Source organism: Rubellimicrobium roseum (assembly GCF_006152145.1).
GTDB classification, from domain to species: domain Bacteria; phylum Pseudomonadota; class Alphaproteobacteria; order Rhodobacterales; family Rhodobacteraceae; genus Rubellimicrobium; species Rubellimicrobium roseum.
Map to the genome: position 1 here is coordinate 21,304 of NZ_VDFV01000025.1, position 18,444 is coordinate 39,747.

At 69.8% G+C, this 18,444-nt stretch carries 17 protein-coding genes; 7 read left to right on the forward strand and 10 right to left on the reverse strand.

Going from position 1 to position 18,444, the window contains the following annotated elements; all coding sequences use genetic code 11:
* Positions 1–3: 3 nt before the first annotated feature.
* Both FHG71_RS14820 and FHG71_RS14825 read left to right on the forward strand, forming a co-directional pair.
* Positions 4–1,080 carry a Gfo/Idh/MocA family protein gene (locus tag FHG71_RS14820; protein WP_139082478.1) on the forward strand — a complete coding sequence of 359 codons (1,077 nt, stop codon included), beginning with the start codon at positions 4–6 and terminating at the stop codon, positions 1,078–1,080.
* Complete coding sequence (locus FHG71_RS14825) at positions 1,077–2,192, forward strand: Gfo/Idh/MocA family protein (protein WP_139082479.1); 1,116 nt, start codon at positions 1,077–1,079, stop codon at positions 2,190–2,192. Before FHG71_RS14820 ends, FHG71_RS14825 begins: the two co-directional genes overlap by 4 nt.
* Before the next feature lie 196 nt (positions 2,193–2,388).
* On the opposite strand, the gene FHG71_RS14830 is transcribed toward FHG71_RS14825, so the two are convergent.
* The 5 genes from FHG71_RS14830 to ytfQ all read right to left on the reverse strand — a co-directional run bounded on the left by FHG71_RS14830 (position 2,389) and on the right by ytfQ (position 7,746).
* Positions 2,389–3,114: a FadR/GntR family transcriptional regulator gene (locus FHG71_RS14830; RefSeq protein ID WP_139082480.1), complete on the reverse strand. Its 726-nt coding sequence runs from the start codon at positions 3,112–3,114 to the stop codon at positions 2,389–2,391.
* Between the two features lie 6 nt (positions 3,115–3,120).
* Positions 3,121–4,086 (reverse strand): galactofuranose ABC transporter, permease protein YjfF, encoded by a 966-nt coding sequence (yjfF, locus tag FHG71_RS14835; protein ID WP_139082481.1) that lies wholly within the window; start codon positions 4,084–4,086, stop codon positions 3,121–3,123.
* A complete protein-coding gene (locus FHG71_RS14840; protein WP_139082482.1) occupies positions 4,083–5,117 on the reverse strand; it encodes an ABC transporter permease in 1,035 nt (344 codons plus the stop codon). The genes yjfF and FHG71_RS14840 overlap by 4 nt, the downstream gene beginning before the upstream one ends.
* On the reverse strand, positions 5,114–6,619 hold the full coding sequence (locus tag FHG71_RS14845) for a sugar ABC transporter ATP-binding protein (protein WP_139082483.1): 1,506 nt from the start codon (positions 6,617–6,619) through the stop codon (positions 5,114–5,116). The genes FHG71_RS14840 and FHG71_RS14845 overlap by 4 nt, the downstream gene beginning before the upstream one ends.
* Before the next feature lie 179 nt (positions 6,620–6,798).
* The gene (gene ytfQ / locus FHG71_RS14850; RefSeq protein WP_176559436.1) at positions 6,799–7,746 is read right to left on the reverse strand and encodes a galactofuranose ABC transporter, galactofuranose-binding protein YtfQ; all 948 of its coding nucleotides are present in this window, start codon (positions 7,744–7,746) and stop codon (positions 6,799–6,801) included.
* A gap of 1,097 nt (positions 7,747–8,843) precedes the next feature.
* On the opposite strand from ytfQ, the gene FHG71_RS14855 reads away from it, so the two are divergent.
* Both FHG71_RS14855 and FHG71_RS14860 read left to right on the forward strand, forming a co-directional pair.
* The gene (locus tag FHG71_RS14855; protein ID WP_139082485.1) at positions 8,844–9,881 is read left to right on the forward strand and encodes a four-carbon acid sugar kinase family protein; all 1,038 of its coding nucleotides are present in this window, start codon (positions 8,844–8,846) and stop codon (positions 9,879–9,881) included.
* Positions 9,878–10,609: a FadR/GntR family transcriptional regulator gene (locus FHG71_RS14860; RefSeq protein WP_139082486.1), complete on the forward strand. Its 732-nt coding sequence runs from the start codon at positions 9,878–9,880 to the stop codon at positions 10,607–10,609. Before FHG71_RS14855 ends, FHG71_RS14860 begins: the two co-directional genes overlap by 4 nt.
* A gap of 2 nt (positions 10,610–10,611) precedes the next feature.
* Here the strand turns inward: FHG71_RS14860 and FHG71_RS14865 are convergent, their stop codons facing one another.
* Genes FHG71_RS14865 through FHG71_RS14885 form a run of 5 tightly spaced genes read right to left on the reverse strand, consistent with a single transcriptional unit; the run spans position 10,612 to position 15,013 of the window.
* Positions 10,612–11,733: an iron-containing alcohol dehydrogenase gene (locus FHG71_RS14865; protein WP_176559437.1), complete on the reverse strand. Its 1,122-nt coding sequence runs from the start codon at positions 11,731–11,733 to the stop codon at positions 10,612–10,614.
* Positions 11,734–11,747: 14 nt separating this feature from the next.
* Entirely contained in the window at positions 11,748–12,656 is a 909-nt protein-coding gene (locus FHG71_RS14870; RefSeq protein WP_139082487.1) for a dihydrodipicolinate synthase family protein, read from the reverse strand.
* Entirely contained in the window at positions 12,653–13,606 is a 954-nt protein-coding gene (pdxA, locus tag FHG71_RS14875; RefSeq protein WP_139082488.1) for a 4-hydroxythreonine-4-phosphate dehydrogenase PdxA, read from the reverse strand. The genes FHG71_RS14870 and pdxA overlap by 4 nt, the downstream gene beginning before the upstream one ends.
* Positions 13,603–14,796 (reverse strand): sialidase family protein, encoded by a 1,194-nt coding sequence (locus tag FHG71_RS14880; RefSeq protein ID WP_139082489.1) that lies wholly within the window; start codon positions 14,794–14,796, stop codon positions 13,603–13,605. Before FHG71_RS14880 ends, pdxA begins: the two co-directional genes overlap by 4 nt.
* A gap of 34 nt (positions 14,797–14,830) precedes the next feature.
* Positions 14,831–15,013 carry a hypothetical protein gene (locus tag FHG71_RS14885; RefSeq protein ID WP_139082490.1) on the reverse strand — a complete coding sequence of 61 codons (183 nt, stop codon included), beginning with the start codon at positions 15,011–15,013 and terminating at the stop codon, positions 14,831–14,833.
* 26 nt (positions 15,014–15,039) lie between these two features.
* Between FHG71_RS14885 and FHG71_RS14890 the strand changes: the two genes are divergently transcribed.
* The 3 genes from FHG71_RS14890 to FHG71_RS14900 are packed head-to-tail and all read left to right on the forward strand — an operon-like array spanning position 15,040 to position 18,434.
* Entirely contained in the window at positions 15,040–15,933 is an 894-nt protein-coding gene (locus FHG71_RS14890) for a DMT family transporter (protein WP_246045465.1), read from the forward strand.
* A gap of 36 nt (positions 15,934–15,969) precedes the next feature.
* Positions 15,970–17,463, forward strand: a complete 1,494-nt coding sequence (locus FHG71_RS14895) for an ABC transporter substrate-binding protein (protein ID WP_246045466.1) — start codon at positions 15,970–15,972, stop codon at positions 17,461–17,463.
* 56 nt (positions 17,464–17,519) lie between these two features.
* A complete protein-coding gene (locus tag FHG71_RS14900) occupies positions 17,520–18,434 on the forward strand; it encodes an ABC transporter permease (RefSeq protein WP_139082493.1) in 915 nt (304 codons plus the stop codon).
* The last annotated feature ends 10 nt before the right edge of the window (positions 18,435–18,444 follow it).

Consider the following 18,444-nt stretch of genomic DNA (forward strand, 5'->3'; position numbering starts at 1 on the left):
CTCATGGCACCGTTCCGCATCGCCGGCATCAGCTTCGACCACATGCACATGGGCGACCTGCTGCGCCTCGTGCACGAGCATCCCGGGGCCGAGATCGCCGGGATATTCGACCCCAACCCCGCCCGGATGGCCCACTCCGTCGAAGCCTTCGGCCTGCCCGAAGATCGTGTCTTCACCGATTTCGACACCTGCATGCGGACCGCGCGACCCGACCTCGCGATCCTCTGCGCCGCGACCGCCGACCACGCGACCTACGCGGAACGGATCGCGGCGTACGGAGCCCATCTCCTTGTGGAAAAGCCCTTCGCCGCCTCGGTCGAGGACGCGCGGCGCATGATCGCGGCCATGGCGCCCACGGGCCGGCTCCTCGCGATCAACTGGCCGCTGGCCTGGGTCGAATCGCACGTCACCGCCAAGCGGCTGATCGACGACGGCGTCATCGGACAACTGTTTGAGGTGCATCACTACGGCGGCAACCGGGGACCGCTCTATCACCTCGCCGACAAGGTCGAGGTCTCGCCCGAGGAGGTGGAGCGCCAGAAGCCCTCCTCCTGGTGGTACAAACGGGCCTCGGGCGGGGGCAGCCTCCTCGATTACCTGGGCTACGGCGCCACGCTGGGCACCTGGTACATGGACGGCGAGGCGCCGCTGGAGGTCACCTGCGTCGTGGACGAGACGCCAGGGATCGAGGTCGACCAGCACTCCATCACCGTCTGCCGGTACGCGCGGGGCCTCTCCAAGATGGAGACGCGCTGGGGCACCTTCACCGACCCCTGGACCGTCCAGCCGCAGCCCAAGTGCGGCTTCGTCGTGGTGGGCACCGATGGCACGATCTCGAGCTACGACTACGAGGATCACGTCACGGTCCAGACCCGGGCACGGCCCGAGCCCATGCCCGTTCCAGCCACTTCCTTGCCCAAGGGTCGGCAAAATCCCATCGAGTACATCTTGGGCTGCATCGAGCGGGGCGAGCCTCCGAGCGGGCCGCTCGACCCGGCCCTGAGCCTGACGGCCCAGCGGATCGTCGACACGGCGGCGCGCTCGGCCCGCGAGAAGCGCACGCTCGGGCTGCTGCCATGACCGGGTCGACGCCCGACCCCGACACTTACGCGCTGCGGTCCGGCGAGGTGCCCGACTTGCCCGCGCCGGACCTGCCCTACCTTCCCCCGGGGCCCCGGGCCTACCGGCCGCGCATCGGGCTGATCGGGGCGGGCGGCATCGCGGCCAGCCATCTCGACGCTTACGGCGCCGCCGGATGGGAAGTGGCTGCGATCTGCAACCGGACCCGCTCCAAGGCCGAGGAACGGGCGCGGACCTACGCGCCGCAGGCGCGGGTGACGGACAGCGTGGACGACGTCCTGTCCGATCCCACTATCGACGTGGTCGATGTCACGCCGCACCCCGCCGACCGCCTCCCGATCCTTGAGGCCGCGCTGCGGGCGGGCAAGCACGTCCTGTCGCAGAAGCCTTTCGTGCTGGACCTCGACAAGGGCGAGCGCCTGATCCGGCTCGCCGACGACCGGGGCCTGAGGCTCGCGGTCAATCAGAACGGCCGCTGGGCGCCGCACCTCGCCTGGATGCGCCAAGCGGTGCGGGCCGGGCTGATCGGCGAAGTGGTGAGCTGCCACGTCGCCATCCACTGGAACCACGGCTGGATCGCCGGCACACCCTTCGAGCGTGTCGAGGACCTGATCCTCTATGACTTCGCCATCCACTGGTTCGACTTCTTGGAATCGGTGACGGAGGGCCGCGCCCGCAGCGTGTTTGCCACCTCCGCGCGGGCCCGGGGACAGGCCGCCGCCGTGCCGCTACTCGCGCAGGTGCTCGTGCGGCTCGATGGAGGGCAGGCATCGTTGGCCTTCGACGGCGCGCTCCCGCTGGGGTCGCGCGACACGACCTTCGTCGGCGGTACGCGGGGCAGCCTCGTGAGCGACGGGCCCGACCTGGGGACCCAATCCGTCACCCTGACCACGGCCGAGGGGCGGTCGCGGCCGCGCCTTCATGGGGAATGGTTCAACAACGGGTTCCGCGGGGCCATGGGCGAACTGCTGTCCGCCATCGAGGATGGGCGGGAGCCCGAGAACGGCGCGCGCGCGAACCTGCGCAGCCTGGCCCTGGCCTTCGCCGCTATCGCCTCCGCCCGGACCGGCCGCGAGGTGGCCGTCGGAGAGACGCGACGCTTGGGAACCTGAGCCCCTCGCGACGACAGGTCGTTCATCGTTCTGGTCCCCTCTCCGGATTCGATTCCGAACGTCGTGCGGTTGCCCTGGGGCTCTCCAGAGCAGAGATCACCACGTCCCCGGCCGAACCCGGAGAGGAGGGCGCAGGAACAGGGGCCATTCGGCCTCCTCATGGCGTCGCGCCAGCTCCGTGCCCGAACGACGGAGATCACAGCGCGCGAAAGATGCGGTCCCGCCCGACGATGATGACGTGCCGCATCGCGGCTTCCGCACCGGGACCATCGCGGGCGGCGATGGCCTCCACGATCCGGCCATGCTCCAGGGCGACCTCGGATTGAACGATCGGGTTCTCGGCTGGCGAGCTGATCCAGAACGACGACAGGAGCGCCGCCTCGATCAGCGCGGTGACGGAATGCATGAAGACATTGCCCGATGCCTTGGTGATCTGGCGGTGCAGGTCAATGTCGGCGGCGGCGAAGGAGCGCCGGTCGGGCGCGGTGGCCAGCCGCTCGACGGTGGCGCGCAGGGCCGCGACCGCCACCTCGTCGGCCCGCTCCGCCGCAAGCCCGGCCGCATAGGGCTCGATGGCAAGTCGCATCTCGGACAGGTCGGCGAAGAAAGATCTCCCGGTTCCGCCCTCGATGTGCCAGCGCAGCACATCGGCATCGAACATGTTCCAGTCGTCGCGAGGGCGCACCTTGGTGCCGACGCGGCTGCGCGCCACCAGAAGGCCCTTGGCGGTCAAGGTCTTCATGGCCTCGCGCAGCACGGTGCGCGACACCCCGAAGCGGCGGGCCAGTTCCTCGTCCCGGGGCAGGACGGAGCCCGGCTCCTGCTCGCCCCGCACGATCGCCGCGCCGATCCCGTCCACCACCTGGGCGTGGCTGTTGCGCGCCAACTGCGTGTCGAGCGCCGCCAAGAGTAGATTTGCCATCTCCGCCTATGCCGTCCGCTGCAACTGACCGATCCTGAGAAGGCCCTTCTGGAGAACGATGAACAGAAAGAGAAGCAGACCTATGACGATCTTGGTCCACCAGCTCGACAGCGTGCCGTCGAACACGATGTAGGTCTGGATCAGGCCCATCGTGAGCACGCCGAACAGCGTCCCCAGCACGGTGCCGCTCCCACCGGACAGCAACGTGCCGCCGATCACGACCGCGGCGATGGCGTTGAGTTCCACCCCGACCGTCGCCAGCGGATAGCCCGCCGCCGTGTAGATCGCGAAGGCGATCCCGGCGAGCCCCGCCATGAAGCCCGAGAAGGCGTAGATCAGCACCGTCGTGCGCCCGATGGGCACGCCCATCATGCGCGCCGTCCCCTGCCCCCCGCCGATGGCGAAGACGTTGGTGCCGAAGCGGGTCCGGTGCGCCAGCAGCATCCCTCCGGCCACGCAGAGCAGCATCAGCACGCCCAGGAGGGTCAGCCGTCCCTTGCCGGGCATGAGCCAGTAGGCCTTCTGGAGCGTCTCGAAGAAGGGATGGTCGATGGGGACGGAGTCGAGCGTGAGGAGGTAGGCCACGCCCCGCGCGAGGAACATCCCCGCGAGCGTCACGATGAAGGCCGGCATGGCCAGCGCGTGGATCAGCGCCCCCTGCGCCGCCCCGAAGGCGGTCGTCAGCCCCAGCAGGAGCGCGAAGACGGGGAGCGGGTGCAGCCCCGTGTCCCGCAGCAGGACCGCGATGAAGACGCCCGCGAAGGCGATGACCGAGCCCACCGACAGGTCGATCCCGCCCGACAGGATGACGACCGTCATGCCCACGGCGGCGATGCCCAGATAGGCATTGTCGGTGAGCAGGTTCCCCACGACCCGGGTGGACAGGATGTTGGGGAACTGGAGCCAGCAGAGCAGGTAAGCCACCAGGAAGATCGCGATGGTCGCATAGAGCGGCAGGCGGCGGACGTTCACTGGCGGACCTCCGGCAGGACGCGGGGGGCTGCGGCAGCCTCGTCGGCGCGGCGGCGGCGCAGGGACATCCCGGCGGCGAGGTCGCCCAGGCGCGGCGACTGGAGCATCAGGATCAGGAGCACGAGCGCGGCCTTGATGACGAGGTTGAACTCGGGCGGGAAGCCCGCGAGCAGGATGCCGGTGTTGATCGACTGGATGACCATGGCCCCGATCAGCGACGCCAGGATCGAGAAGCGACCACCCAGAAGCGAGGTCCCCCCGATGGCGACGGCGAGGATGGCGTCGAGCTCCAGCCAGAGCCCGGCGTTGTTCGCGTCCGCCCCCCGGATGTCGCCGGTCACGATCAGTCCCGCCAAGGCGGCGCAGAGGCCCGAGATCATGTAGACCGTGAGCAGGAGGACCGTGCTGTTGACGCCCGCGAGGCGGCTTGCGCGCAGGTTCACGCCCACGGACTCGATGAGGAGGCCCAAGGCCGTGCGGCGCACCACGAGGCCCGCGACGATCCCTGCCCCGATCCAGAGCCAGGCGGGCGCGGGAAGGCCCAGCACCGTGCCGGAGCCCAGGAAGGCCAGCCCCGGATCGGAGAAGGTGAGGATCTGCCCTTCGGTGATGAGCTGCGCGATGCCGCGCCCGGCGACCATCAGGATCAGCGTGGCCACGATGGGCTGGATGCCCAGGACCGCCACGAGGAAGCCGTTCCAGAGGCCGCAGAGGAGGCCCGCGGCCAGCGCCAGCGGGATGGCCGCCCCGAGGCCCCATCCCTGGTCGATGGCCAGGGCGGCCGAGGCTCCGCAGATGGCCATGACCGCGCCCACCGACAGGTCGATGCCGCGCGTCGCGATGACCAGCGTCATGCCGATGGCGAGGAGCGCCACGGGGGCGCCGCGCTTGAGCACGTCGATGGGGCTGCCCACCAGCCGGTCGCCGCTGACGCCGACCGACAGGAAGCCGGGGAAGAAGATCGTGACCAGCACCAGGACCGCGAGAAGGGTCAGGAGCTGGGGGGCGACACGTCGAAGAAGCCCGGTCATTCGGCGGCCTCCGTTGCGGCCTCGGGCGCGGCGATGGCGCGGACGATGGCGTCGGTGGTAATCTCCTGGCCGGTGAGCTCGGCCACGTGGCGGCGGTCGCGCACGACGATCACGCGGTCGGAGACGGTGACCAGCTCCTCGAGTTCGGAGGAGATGACGAGGAGCGACATGCCGCCCGCCACCATCTCGTTGATGAGGCGCAGGACCTCGGCATGCGCGCCCACGTCGATGCCGCGCGTGGGCTCGTCGAGGATGAGGAAGCGGGGATTCATGGCCAGCCAGCGCGCGAGGATGACCTTCTGCTGGTTGCCGCCCGAAAGCTGGCCCACAGGCTTTTCAGGGCCGGGCGTACGGATGTCGAGGCGGCGGATGAAGTCCTCGGCCAGGCGGCGCTGCTCGGCCCTTGGGATCGGGCGGGCCCATCCGCGATGGGCCTGGAGCGCCAGCGCGATGTTCTCGCGCACGGACAGATCGCCGATGATGCCGTCGGTCTTGCGGTCCTCGGGGGCGAAGCCGAAGCCCGAGGCGATGGCTCGGGCGGGGGTGGAGACGTCGATGGCCCCTGCCCTGTCCTTTACCGCGCCGCTGTCGGCGGCGGTCGCGCCGAACAGGACCTCGGCGGTCTCGGTGCGGCCCGAGCCCAGGAGCCCGGCCATGCCGACGACCTCGCCCTTGCGGATGGAAAGGTCGAAGGGGGCGATGCGGCCGCGCTTGCCGAGGCGCTCGGCCCGCAGAAGCTCCTCGCCCGCGTCGTGCGCCGTCCGGCCGTGGCCGGTGGCCTGCTCCAGCTCGCGCCCGAGCATCAGGTTGACGAGGCGGAGGCGGTCGAGGCCCGCGGCCTCGGTGGTGGCGATGTGGCGGCCGTTCCTGAGGACGGTGATCCGGTCCGAGATGGCGAAGACCTGGTCGAGGAAGTGCGACACGAAGACGATGCCCAGGCCCCGTTCCCGCAGGCGCCGCACCACGTCGAAGAGCATCGCCACCTCGCGGGCGTCGAGGCTCGCCGTCGGCTCGTCGAGGATCAGGACCTTGCCGGACAGGTGGACGGCGCGGGCGATGGCCACGATCTGCTGGACGGCGACGGAATAGGCGCCGAGGTCCCGCTCCACGTCGATGTCGAGCCCGTAGCCCGCCAGCATCTCGCGCGCCAGCGCCCGCATCCCCCGGCGGCTGGTCAGGCCCCAGCGACGGGGCTGGCGGCCCAGCGTCAGGTTCTCGGCCACGGTGAGGTTCGGCAGGAGGTTCACCTCCTGGTAGACGGTGCCGATCCCCAGCTCCTGCGCATGGGCGGTGCTCTGCGGGTCGACGGGCCGGCCGTCGAGGACGATCTCGCCGCCGTCGCGGCGGTAGGCGCCGGTCAGGCATTTGATGAGCGTGGACTTTCCGGCCCCGTTCTCGCCCAGGAGGGCGTGGACCTCGCCCGCGGCAAGTTCGAAGGTCACGCCGTCGAGCGCGAGCGTGCCGGGAAAGCGCTTTGTCAGGGATCGGGCTTGCAGAAGCATGGATCGGGTCCTTTCGGCGTCCATCCTGCGGGCGAGAGATTAACGGAGTGTAGCACCACCGCGCGGTGGTCGGGCGATTCGCGCAACACCCTTGACAGGCCGGAGCGGCAGGGAGGCCGCCCCGGCCACGGGGGCCGGCGCCGACGGCAGGGAGAGGCTGGCCGGCGCCGGCCGTCCGGTCAGTAGCCCAGGCCCTTGCGGCGGTCGTACTCGCCCTGCGGGTCGTCGGCCTGGGTGTAGAGCTTGGATTCGGTTTGGATGAACTTGGGCGGCTCGGTGCCCGCGTCCCAGTAGGCCTGGAGCGCGTCGAAGGCCGGGCCCGCCATGTTGGGGGTCAGCTCGACGGTGGCGTTGGCCTCTCCGGCGGCCATGGCCTGAAAGATGTCGGGCACGGCGTCGATCGACACCACGAGGATGTCCTCGCCGGGCTTGAGGCCGGCTTCCTTGATGGCCTGGATCGCGCCCACCGCCATGTCGTCGTTGTGGGCATAGAGCGCGCAGATGTCGGCGCCGCCGTTCTCGGCCTGGAGGAAGGCCTCCATGACCGTCTTGCCTTCGGCGCGGGTGAAGTTGCCGGTCTGCGAGCGGACGATCTCGATGTTGTCGTGGCCGGCGATGGCGTTCTCGAAGCCGGTCTTGCGGTCGATGGCGGGGGACGAGCCGGTCGTGCCCTGAAGCTCCACCACGCGGCAGGGCTCTCCGCCCACCTGCTCGACCAGGTACTGGCCGGCAACCTCGCCCTCGTGCACGAGGTCCGAGCCCACGGCGGTCAGGTAGAGCGAGGGATCGCTGTCCACCATCCGGTCGAGGAGGACGACGGGGATCTCGGCCTCGGCGGCCTCCTCCAGCACGGCATCCCAGCCGGTGGCGACCACGGGGGCCAGGAGGATGGCGTCCACGCCTTGCGCGATGAAGGACCGCACCGCGGCGATCTGGTTCTCCTGCTTCTGCTGGGCGTCGGAGAACTGGAGCTGGATGCCGCGCGCCTCGGCCTCCTGCTGGGTCACGGTGGTCTCGGCGGCACGCCAGCCCGACTCCGACCCGATCTGCGAGAATCCGACGACCTGCGCGGACGCAGCCGTTCCCAGCGCCAGCACGGCGGCGCTGGCGAGTAGTGTTCTGGTCATTCTGACTCCTCCCATGAGCCTTTCGGCTGGGGTGAGATTAATCATACTATATCCGGAAGCAAGGCAGAAATCCGCCTGATCCGACCGGCTTCGATGTGCGCCCCGTAAGGCCGGCAGGGCCTTGATCCGATTTGCGGCTTCGATCGGCCAAGGCAGGGTCCCGAACCACCGTTGGCGGGAGGCGTCGACGAGCAAGCCAGCGTGATCGGGCCGGATCTGGCAAAGCGCGCGCGCCAAGCCTAGGGGACGGAGGCATTGGGGGCGGATCAGGTTTCGCCCGCAGCATCGGCGGGCGTAGGTGCCGGAGGTCTTTGGCTGGCCGCCCCGGTAATGCGTGGTGATGATGGAGGCGTTATGAACGCCGGGGTCCGGAGTTGTGAACCGGACTGACCGCGCCGCCCGTGCGACTGGCACCGGATCGGAACAGGTGGCCGATCCCGGCGCGGCGGAACGATGATGCGGCCGCCCTCGACAAAGGTCAGATCCATCCGTTGTCGACCAGGAAGGCTTGGTTCGACCAGCCGGCTGCCGTGGGAGGCGAGCGAGGCGGCATGGCCCGGGGCGCCCCGGCCACGACGGCGGTCTCAGGAACTCCAATTCATCGCCTGCCCCCAAGCCAAGGCGCTGATACGATCGTCGACGAGTCCGCGCCGGCCGAGGAAAGCCTTGAGATGGTCCCGTGGACCGATGCCATCGCAATTGCCGGCCAGACTCGTCTCTCCTCTGATCCGAGGAGGGAACGGGCGCATCACCTTGCCCGGTCGCTTTCCGGGACGAGACAGGGCCCCGAGCGACGCAAGCGGAACCCGCCCATGAACGGGCGCCCAGTCCCGATGCAGGCCAGCCGGACCTCAGAACACTTCGACCTCCTTGCATTGCGGCGCACCTGGGAGCTATTCGGCCCCCTCGCCACAAGGCCGATGTGACGGGGTCAGCGACGCACGCGCCGTCCTGGCCCAGCAGCGCTTGCAGCCGGACCAGATTTGTCACTCGGTTGTAAGCCACTTGGTCCTGGCTTAGCTTATCTGCTTGTCAGCCTGAATTTCTCCTACGATGATCAGGCACCATCGTCTGACATCCCATGCGAGGCCGCGTCCTTGTCGCTACAGCTTGCCATCCTGGCCGACGATCTGACCGGTGCGCTTGACTCGGCGGCTCCGTTCGCCGCGCGCGGCTGCCGGGTGGAGGTCGCTCTCCGTCCCGACGTCACCGCGGAGGTCTGCGCCTTGGAGGCGGACGTCCTCGCGGTGAGCACCCGGTCGCGCGAACTGCCCGCCGCGGAAGCCAGGGCCGCGGTGGCCCAGTCCGCGGCCGCCCTGCCGCGAGGGGTCCGCCTGTTCAAGAAGATCGACTCGCGCCTGAAAGGCCAGATCGAAGCGGAACTGTCGGCGCTGGCCTTCTCCCGCGCGCTCGTGGTCCCGGCGATCGTGGGCTTCGGACGGGTCGTGAGGAACGGAGCCGTGACGGGCTTCGGCGTCGACGACGACATTCCCATTGCGCCGGTCCTGGGCCGGTTCGCGGAGCGAAGCCTCATCCCGGACGTGGAAAGCGACGGAGGGATGCGGGCGGCGCTGGAACAGGCGGCCGAAGCCGACCTCCTGGTCGGGGCGCGCGGCCTTGCCGAAGCCTGGGCGCGCCAGATGACCGGCCGGGAGGCGGAGGCGGCCCCCGCGCTGGCCGGCCCGCGCGGCATCTTCGTGATAGGATCGCGCGACCCGATCACGCTGGACCAGGTCGAGGCCCTGCGGAACCGGGGCGGCGTCCTCCACGTCCCCGCCCCCAACGGAACATTCGATGCGGAGCCGGTCCTTCGGTCGGACGCGGATCTCGTCGTGATCCAAGCCGTGCCGGGGGACCGGGGGCTGCGGCCCTCCGAGGTCGCGTCCAATCTGGCGGAGCACCTGAGGCCGCTCGCGCCAGCCCGCTGCGGCACGCTGCTCCTGACCGGCGGGGCCACGGCGGAAGCCGTCCTCGGCGCCATGGGCCTCGACCGCATGCGCCTTCTGGGCGAGTGCCTGCCCGGGCTTCCGGTCGGACGCGCGGGCGGCCTGACCATCGTCGCCAAGTCGGGCGGCTTCGGGGACGTCGGGACGCTGGTGCGCGTGGCCGACATGATCAGGGGAGCGAAGGGATGAGTCCTGCAGCGGACGGCCCGGGCCGCAAGAGCCTGGCGGATGTGGTGTTCGACCGGATGCACCGGGCCATCAAGTCCGGCGCCTACAAGCCCGACGAGCGCCTGCCCACGGAACACGAGTTGTCGGCCGAGTTCGAGGTCTCGCGTCCCATCGTGCGCGAGGCCCTGCGGCGCCTGCGGGAGCAGGGGCTGATCTATTCGCGGCAGGGCGCGGGCAGCTTCGTCCGCTCCATCGGGCTCAAGCAGCCCTTGGGCTTCGGGCAGCTCGAAAACGTGTCCGACCTGCTCAACTGCTACGAGTTCCGCCTCACCCTGGAGCCCGAAGGGGCGGCGCTCGCGGCCGAGCGGCACAGGCCCGCGACCCTGGCCGCCGTGGAGGCGGCGCTCGAGCTCCTGCGGGACGCCACGAACCGGCAGTCGCACCGCGAGGACGCCGACTTCGAGTTCCACCTGGCCATCGCCGTCGCGGCGGAGAACGGCTACTTCTCGACCGCGCTGGAGGCTCTCAAGGACCATATCGCCGTAGGGATGCGCTTTCACGGCATCTCCATCAAGCGAGACAGCACGGGGCTGGCGCGCGTCTTCGGCGAGCATGCCGCGATCTTCGAGGCGATCCGCGCCCGGGACAGCGCCCAGGCGCGCGACCTCATGCGCGTCCATCTCGCCGGGTCGCGCGAGCGTCTGTTCGAGCGTCGGCGGCCCATCGAGGGCGAACTCGTCGCTGAGTGATCTCAGAACGCCGCCTGGTAGATGGCGAGGACGTCGTCCTCGCTCATGTCCCGGGGGTTGTTGTCCATGAGGCGGCGGATGCCGTGGGCGTCGCGCGCGAAGCCGGGGAGCTGGTCCTCGGTCGCTCCATGCGCCTTCAGGCTCATCTGGACGCCGAGATCCGCGCAGAACCTGTGGGCGGTCTGCAGCAGGTCCTTGTTGCCGGCCCTTTCGGCCAAGCCCAGAGCGCGGACGATCTCGGCCGTCTTCCCGGGGGCGACCGGTTCGTTGTAGGCTAGGACATGCGGGAAGATGATCGCATTGGCGAGCCCGTGCGGGAGATGAAGGCGCGTGCCCAGGGGATAGGCCAGCGCATGGCCCGCCGCCGTGTTGACCGGTCCCAGGCAGATGCCGCCATAGAAGGAGGCCAGCATCATGCCCTCGCGCGCTTCGGTGTCCGTGCCGTCGGCGACCGCACGGGCGAGATACCGCCCCACGAGATCGATGCCCATGCGGGCGAAGCCGTCGATCACGGGATGGGCGTTGACGTTGGTGAAGGCCTCCACGCAATGCGCCATCGCGTCCACGCCCGTCGCGGCGGTGACGGCCGGCGGGACGGAGTAGGTCAGCTCGGGATCCAGCACCGCAAGATCCGCGATGAGGTGCGGGCTTTCCACCGCGATCTTGGCCCCCGCGCCGGGATCGGTGATCAGGGACCGGATGCCGGCCTCCGAGCCCGTTCCGGCGGTGGTCGCGACCTGCGCGAACCGGGTCCGCCGACCGGCCACGCGGTTCGGCCCGGCGACGTCCCCGAGCGTCTGCTCGCCGTCCCACATCGCGGCGACCAGCTTGGCCACGTCGAGGACCGACCCACCGCCAAGCCCCACCACAAGGTCCGGCCGGGCGGCGCGCGCCGCCTCCAGCGCCGCCTCGAAGGTGGGGATGTCCGGCTCGCCGGGGATGGCGTCGAAGACCGTGACCTGCCCCTTCAGGCCAAGCCGGTCCACGAACCCGGACGTGTGGGGCGTCGCGAGGACGAAGGCGCGCCCGGCCCCGTCGGCCCAGGCCCCGACACGCGCCGAAGCGCCCGCGCCGATCTCGAGCCGCCTGGGCTGGTGCAGGGTGATGATGCGGGACTTGGACATGACGGGATCCCTTCTCAGATCGACTCGAGGCGGGCCATCTCGGCCCAGACCTTCTCGCATTCGGGCTCGGAGAGCGGCGTGAAGGGTGGATGGATGTTGAGCCAGCCCAGGTCGCCCCGCCGGCGGGCGAGCATCGTCTTGACGGTGGGAAGCTGGACGTAGGCGTTGGTCAGGTTGCGCCAGGCCACGATGGTGTCCTGCGCGGCGCGGACCTCGTCCGCCCGGGCCGGGTCGTTCCAGTGGTCATAGACGGTCCGCAGCTCGCGCGCGACGACGTTCGACGAGGCGGTGATGCAGCCCGCGCCGCCCGCCTGGAGCACGGGCAGCAGCAGCGGGTCGGCCCCTGCCAGCACGCCGAAGCCGGGGAAGCGGGCGGACATCGCCTGCATGTTCTCGATCTTGCCGTCGCTGTCCTTGATGCCGACGACGGTGTCGGGAAAGGCCTCGCGCAGCATCGCGATCAGCGAATGGCTGATCGGCACGCCCGTGAGCATGGGGATGTGGTAGAGAAGGATCCTGAGGCGGTCGTCGGCCACGCCCTCGATGACGCGGGCGTAGAAGCGGAACAGCCCCTCGTCCGAGAAGGCCTTGTAGTAGAAGGGCGGCAGCATCACGACGCCCTTGACGCCCGCCTGCACCGCATGGCGCGTGAGCGCGACCGTGTCGGTCACGGACGGGACCGAGGTGCCGGGAAGGAGCGCGTCGGCGGGCACCCCAGCCCTGAGCGCGGCCTCCAGCAGGTCCATCCGCTCGCACAGGCCGAAGCTCGCGGCCTCGCCCGTCGAGCCCAGGAGGGCCACGCCGTGGCAGCCCTCATCAAGGAGCGCGCGCGCATGGGCGCCGAAGAGGCGCAGGTCGGGCGTGCCGTCGTCCTTGAGGGGGGTGGCGGCGGCGCAGTAGACGCCCTGGATGGCGAAGCTCATTGGGCGCGTCCCCCCTGGACCAACTTGCGGGCGTAGGCGATGGCCGAGTTCATGTTGCCGTGGTCCGCGATGCCCTTGCCGGCGATGTCGAAGGCGGTGCCGTGGTCGACCGAGGTGCGATCGATGGGCAGCTCAACCGAGACGTTGACCGCCGTGTCGAAGGCCACGAGCTTGACCGGGATGTGCCCCTGGTCGTGGTACTGGGCGACCACGAGGTCGAAGGCCCCGGCATAGGCGCGGTAGAACAGGGTATCCGCCGAGATCGGGCCCGCGGCGTCGATGCCCTCGGCCCGGGCGGCGGCCACGGCCGGGGCGATCTTCTCGTCGTCCTCCCGGCCGAAGAGGCCATTCTCGCCGCAATGCGGGTTGAGGCCCGCGACGGCGATGCGGGGGGCCGCGATGCCGATGCGCTTGAGATGGGCGTTCCCGGCGCGGATCGTGGCCAGGACGCGCTCCGGCGTCAGCCGCTCGATCGCCTCCTTGAGCGAGACGTGGGTGGAGACATGGATGACCTTGAGCCGGTCAGATGCCAGGAGCATGTAGGCCGCCTTGGACCCGGTCAGCGACCGCAGCATCCCGGTATGGCCGTCGTAGTGGTGACCTGCGGCGTTCAGGGCCTCCTTGTTGATCGGCGCCGTCACGATGCAGCCAATGCGGCCGGCCTCGGCGTCGCGCACGGCCCGCTCGATGAAGCGGAACGCCGCGTCCCCGGCCACGGCGGAGAGCTGGCCCCAAGGCAGCGGCGCGCCCTCGACGGGAAGGTCGACGACCTGGCCCGCCAGGTCCATCTCGATCCCCAGGGCGGCCCGGGCCGCCTCCAGGGTCGGCAGGTTGCCGTAGATGCGGGTCCGGGCGCGGTCCGCCTCGCCCATCTCGGCCAGGGCCCGGACGCAGATCTCGGGGCCGACCCCGGCCGGGTCGCCCATGGTGATGCCGATGATGTCGCTCATGCCGAGCCTCCGGTTGCAGGATTCCAGCCGGGCGCGAGCCGGACGTACTTTATCGCGCGGCGATGGTAGGTGTAGGCGATGTGGAGCGCCCCATCCGGCCCCTCGAGCAGCCAGGGATAGGACATCTCTTTGTTCCGGCCGTCCGTGGAGTCGTTCGAGGTGCAGGTGCCGGGCCCGTCCTCGACGATGATCCGGCGCGGGAAGGTGCGCCCGCCGTCCGAGGACAGGCAGACCGCCACCGGCGCGCGCGGCACGCCCCAGACGGGCACGCAGCCCCCGGTCGGATCGGCGTCTGGCCGGGCGTCGTCCTCGCCCAGCTCGTCGTAGAGCGAGGCCCGCCGGTCCGAGGACGTCGCGGCCGAAGCGGGATTGCAGATCATCGCGACCCCGCCCGAGGCGAGCCGGATCGCGGCGATCGAGGAGTTGTTGTTGGGCACGTCGGTCGGCTCGGGCGCGGACCAGCTCCGTCCGCCGTCCGCGCTCTCGGACCGGTGGACGAAGTCGGCCTGACGGCGGCGGTAGAAGGCGGCGTAGCGGCCGTCGTCCAGCGCCACGGGGCTCATGTGCACCGAGCCGATGGAGTCCGGCACCTCCTCCAGGGTCCAGGTCTCGCCCGCATCCGTGGACACCCCGACCGCCGCCAGGTCATGGCTGCCGTTCCAGCGCTGGCCGGGTCGCTGGATGCAGCGGAAGATTGGCAGGAGCCAGGCGCCGTCCTCCCTGACGACCAACGGGGCCCGGATGAAGCAGCCGAGCGGCAGGTCGAGGAAGCGCCCCTCCTCCGCCGAGATCAGAGCGGGGTTTTCCCGGTCGCGCATCAGGCGGGCCATGCGGATGCGGCACTCGTCCTGGTTGCCCGAGGGCTGGGCCGTATGGAACAGCCACAGCCCGCCATCGGGGGCCGTGAAGATGACGGGGTTCTGCTCGGACCGGTGCGGATCGCCACTGAGCGCGCAGGCGGGCCCCCAGGCCGACGCCCCAGGCGCCAGGATGGACGCGTGGATGGATATGTCGGACTTGCCTTCGAGCGTGCCGCCGAACCAGGCGCAGATGAGCGACCCGTCGGCGAGCGGGGCCAGGAAAGCGGCGTGGTTCTGCACCTTCGGGGACGGCAGGAACGCCTCGTGGCGACCGGGCGCCGTCTCGGACAGATCGCCGGTCATGGCTGCGGCGATTTCATTGGGCTCCATGACTGGCTCCTCCTCCAGCAGACAAGCCGCACGTTCAACAGCACGGCCATGTTGTCAAGTTGAAGTTTGCCCGCCCGCAAGCAATGCGCCAAGAGATCGCTTGGCTTTGATCAGGTTTTTCATTGGTTTGCTGGATGAAGCCGACGATGGCGGCTTTTGCCTCCATGAACTCGTTGACAAGATGACGATCCGGGTCCATGGTCTGGCCGCCGGGCATGGAGGATGGCCGGAGTGGAGGAGCCAGTGACCCGAGACGTGGGAAGAGCTACGCCCGCGGCCCTTGCGGTGGGACTGGCGGCGTCGGCCGCCGGCCTCGCCGCCGTGGATGCGGCCATCGTTCGGGCGCTGGGCGGCTCCATCCACCCGTTCGTCATCGGGTTCTTCCGGGCGGCCTTTGGCGCGCTGGCAGTCCTGCCCTGGATCGCCGTTCGGCCAGGGATGCTCAGGACGGCCTATCCGCTGCGGCAGCACGCGCTGCGGGCGGGGCTGAAGCTGCTGGCCCTGGTTTCGTTCTTTGCCGCCTTCTCGCACGGAAAGCTGACCGACGTGACAGCGATCGCCTTCACCTCGCCCATCTTCGTCGTGGTGGGGGCGGCCGCGATGCTGGGCGAGCGGCTGAGGGCTTCGACCATCCTCGTCGTGCTGGCCAGCTTTGCCGGGGCGCTCCTCGTGATCCGTCCGGACGGCGGGGCGCCGGCGGCGGGCATGGGCTTCGCCCTGATCGGGGCCATGCTGACGGCCCTGATCCAGCTCATGCTCAAGTCCATGTCGTCCGGGGACCGGACGGACACGCTGGTCGCCTGGAACCTGCTCCTGACCGCGCCCATGGCCCTGCTGCCGGCCCTTCTGTTCTGGACCACGCCCACGGCGTGGGAGGCGGGGCTCCTGGTCACGCAGGGCGTCCTGGGCGCGGCCTGCATGGCGCTGATGACCCACGCCTTCAGCCTGGCGGACGCGACCATCGTGGCGCCCGTCGATTTCCTGCGGCTGCCCCTCGTGGCCGCCATGGCTTACGCGCTCTTCGGCGAGGTGGCCGGCCCGGCCACCTGGGCGGGCGGCGCCATCATCTGCGGATCGGCCCTCATGGCCTCGCGGATGTCGCGGGCGGCTGCGCCCGCAAGCATCAACAAACTCTGAACGTCAACTGGGAGGTAGACAATGTTTGGAAAGGTGATGACCTGGGGAGCCCTGATGCTCGCCACGAGTCTGACGCCGGTCTGGGCGCAGGACGACAAGGCCGTGACCATCGTGCTCAACGAGGAAGTGGACGTGATGGAGCCTTGCATGGCCACGCGCTCCAACATCGGCCGCGTGATCCTGGGCAACGTCAACGAGACGCTGACCGAGCTCGACGTGCGCGGCGACCAGGGCCTGATGCCCCGGCTCGCCGAGTCCTGGGAGCAGATGGAGGACGGCAGCTGGCGCTTCAATCTCCGTCAGGGCGTGACCTTCTCGGACGGCAGCACCTTCGATGCGCAGGACGTCAAGCATTCGTTCGACCGGGTCTTCGACCCGACCATCACCTGCGAGTCGGCCCGCTACTTCGGCGGCATGACGGTCACGGCCACCGTGGTCGACGACCGGACCATCGACTTCGTGGTGGACCCGGTGCAGCCGATCCTGCCGCTCCTCGTGTCCCTCATAACGATCGTCCCGGCCGAGACCCCCGTCGAGTTCGTCCGCGAGCCCGTGGGCACCGGTCCCTACGCCGTCACGGAATGGAGCCCGGGCCAGCAGATCGTCCTAACCCGCCGCGACGACTATTGGGGCGAAGCGCCCGAGGTCAGCCAGGCGACCTACGTGGTCCGGACCGATCCGGCCGTGCGGGCGGCCATGGTCGAGGCGGGCGAGGCCGACATCGCGCCCACCATCTCGCAGGACGATGCGACCAACCCGGCGACCGACTTCCCCTACCTGAACTCCGAGACCGTCTATTTCCGGCTCGACGCCTCCCAGGCCCCGGTCAGCGACCTTCGCGTGCGCCAGGCGCTCAACATGGCCATCGACCGCGAGGCCTTCATCGGCACGCTGGTGCCGCAGGACGCTCTCCTGGCGACGGCCATCTATCCGCCGACCACGCAGGGCTGGAACGCCGACGTGCCGGTGCCCGCCTACGACCCGGAGGGCGCCCGCGCGCTTCTGGAGGAAGCACGCGCCGACGGGGTGGCGGTGGACACGCCGATCACCATCATGGCCCGCACCGCCAACTTCCCCAATGTCACCGAGGTGATGGAGGCCATCCAGCAGATGCTGCAGGAAGCGGGTTTCACCGTCGAGCTGCAGATGGTCGAGGTGGCCGAGCACGAGGTCTACTACTCGAAGCCCTACCCGACGGACCGCGGCGCCTACATCATCGCGGCCATGCACGACAACCGCATGGGCGATCCGAGCTTCTCGGCCTACTTCAAGTACCACTCCGAAGGCCGCCAGTCCGGCATCGCCGATCCCAAGGTGGACGACCTCATCACCCGCGCCTCGGCGGCCACGGGCGAGGAGCGGAACCAGCTCTGGTCCGAGCTGCAGGCCTACGTGCATGACGAGCTCTCGGCGGACGTCCTGCTGTTCCACATGGTCGGCTTCGCCCGCGTGGCCGAGCGCATCGACTGGACGCCCACCATCGCCACCAACTCGCAGCTTCAGCTGTCCGAGATCGGCTTCAAGCAGTAATCCCGAGGGCGCGGGGGCTCACTCCCGCGCCCGTTCTCTTCCAGGGACGCCCCACCATGCTGACGTTCATCCGAAAGCGCTCCGTGGCCAGCCTCGTCTCGCTCGTGGGGCTCATCGTTCTCGTCTTCTTCCTGTCGCGGCTGACGGGCGATCCCACCGACCTTTACCTGCCCATCGACGCCACGGACGAGATGCGGGCGCAGTTCCGCGATATCTACGGGCTCGACGACCCGCTGATCGTCCAGTTCGGCCGCTACGTGGGCGACCTCGTCCAGCTCGACTTCGGCGAGTCCATCCGCAAGGCGCGTCCGGCCATCGACGTCGTGCTCGAGGCTTTCGTCTGGACGCTCCAGCTCGCGCTCATCACCATGGCGCTCGTCACGGTGGCGGCCGTGGTCGTGGGATCGCTCGCGGCCTTCCGGGTCGGCGGCTTCTTCGACCGGGTCTCGGGCATCGTCTCGCTGGTGGCGGCCTCGGCGCCCGATTTCTGGATCGCCATCGTCGCCATCGTCGTCTTCGCCGTGGGCCTGGGCTGGCTGCCGACCTCGGGCACCGGCACCGTGTGGCACTGGATCCTGCCGATCGCGGTCCTGTTCATCCGCCCCTTCGGCCTGATCGTGCAGGTCGTGCGCGGTTCGATGATCAGCACGCTGTCCTCCGCCTATGTAAAGACGGCCCGCGCCAAGGGCGTGCGCACCCGCTCGATCATCTTCGTCCACGCCCTGCGCAACGCCATGCTGCCGGTCATCACCGTCATCGGCGACCAGGCGGCCTCGCTCCTCAACGGCGCGGTCGTGATCGAGACGATCTTCGGCTTCCCGGGCGTGGGCAAGCTCATGATCGACTCCATCCTCCAGCGCGACTTCACGGTGGTGCTCGCCTCCATCATCGTCACGGCCCTGGCGATCTTCGTCATGAACCTCCTGATCGACCTGGCCTACGCGGCCCTCGATCCCCGCATCCGCAACTAGGGAGCGCCCC